Source organism: Treponema primitia ZAS-1, from assembly GCF_000297095.1.
Lineage (GTDB): Bacteria > Spirochaetota > Spirochaetia > Treponematales > Breznakiellaceae > Termitinema > Termitinema primitia_A.
The window spans coordinates 1-1,357 of the sequence record NZ_AEEA01000101.1; the positions used below are offsets into that span (position 1 = coordinate 1).

Annotated in this window: 2 protein-coding genes and 1 pseudogene; 1 reads left to right on the forward strand and 2 read right to left on the reverse strand. The window is 63.2% G+C overall.

The genetic code is table 11. The features are described 5' to 3' along the window. Positions 1 to 599, reverse strand: a pseudogene (locus TPRIMZ1_RS20570) (peptidase A26); the annotation flags it as partial. Between the two features lie 127 nt (positions 600 to 726). Here TPRIMZ1_RS20570 and TPRIMZ1_RS20575 point away from each other — a divergent pair. Then, positions 727 to 957: a hypothetical protein gene (locus TPRIMZ1_RS20575; protein WP_157784262.1), complete on the forward strand. Its 231-nt coding sequence runs from the start codon at positions 727 to 729 to the stop codon at positions 955 to 957. Here TPRIMZ1_RS20575 and TPRIMZ1_RS0113965 read toward each other — a convergent pair. Then, complete coding sequence (locus TPRIMZ1_RS0113965; RefSeq protein ID WP_157784264.1) at positions 954 to 1,277, reverse strand: hypothetical protein; 324 nt, start codon at positions 1,275 to 1,277, stop codon at positions 954 to 956. The genes TPRIMZ1_RS20575 and TPRIMZ1_RS0113965 overlap by 4 nt on opposite strands. Positions 1,278 to 1,357: the final 80 nt, after the last annotated feature.

Genomic DNA, 1,357 nt, shown 5'->3' on the forward strand with positions numbered 1-1,357 from the left:
GTTTTCCCCGCAGTCTGCCCCGTGGCGTCCTTGAGCTGCACGCTCAGCTCGTAGTACCCCGCAGCCGCCGTCTCCACGGTTCCCTCATAGATCATCGTGGTGCCGTCGATATGGCTGTTCAAAGCAAGCGCATCCCCGCCCCCCAGCTTTTCCAGGGTGACGGTGGCAGTGGTCGCCGTTGCCGGGTACTTGATGGTATAGGCCAGCGTCCCGGTCCCGGCCCCGGCCCCGGCCCCGGTCCCGTCCAGCGGTTTCAACGCCACCTTGACGGTGATGAGGCCGGGGCTATTGGTTACGGTGATGGTGGTGGTGGTGGTGGTGGTGCCGCTGACGTCGACCGTCCCGACCCCGGTCCCCACCAGCTGGGTACAGGCATCGTCAAGGTAGGCCTTCACGTCCAGGGTGTAGGACCCCACCGCCAGGATGAAGTTCTCGTAGATGTCCTGGTCCGGGATTACCTCATGGGACCCGCCCCCCGTTATATCCGTCCAAGTATAGGTATATTTAAGCGTCGACGTATCAGGCGGCGACGGGTACACGGTCCGCGGCGGGCCCGAAGGGCCCGCTTGGAGTTTCGGCGTAGCCGAAACTCCAGACACAAGCCCAGACACAGGCTCAGGCACAGGCTCAGACACAGGCACGGGCTCAGGCTCAGACACAGGCTCAGACACAGGCTCAGACACAGACCCAGGCACAAGCCCAAGGCCGGAGACTTCCACCCGCACCGTGCCCAGGCCGCCGCCCACCGGGGCAGACACCGGGGCCCCCACCGGGGCAGACACCGGGACCGCACAGCCGGCCAGCAGCAGGGCAAAGCCCAACGCCCAGATGTGGAGTTTCGGCGCAGCCGAAACTCCGAGCAAGTTCCTGCGGAACTTGCCGGAGCCTTTTTCGTCAGATTTACTATTTATCATACCTATACTCCTCATGTGCGTATCTTCGTACATCCTGCTTTAGTCCTTCTCCCAATAGAGCTTGGGATACACCGGGGGTGAACCCCAGCCGCCAAGGTTCTTCCAGTAGTGACCGCTTCCGCCGCCTCCGGTGCCCCATTGGCCGCCGGAGGGCCATTTGCCATCGCCGAACTTCGTAGTATCACTGTTCATGCCGTTGTCGATGTGGGCAGTGCCGGGGCCCTCAAAGTTCGCCCAGTAGCAGGCGGTGATGGCGCCGTCCATGGTTTTCTGCCCCGCCACGCCGCCGACAGAGCTGTTGCCGGAAACGTTGCCGGTGTTGTAGCAGGCGGTGATGGTGCTAACGTTGTTTGCCCCCGCCACGCCGCCGACATTGTTGTTGCCGAAAACGTCGCCGTTGTTGGAGCAGGCGGTGATGGTGCTGTTGCCGATTTCCCCCCGCC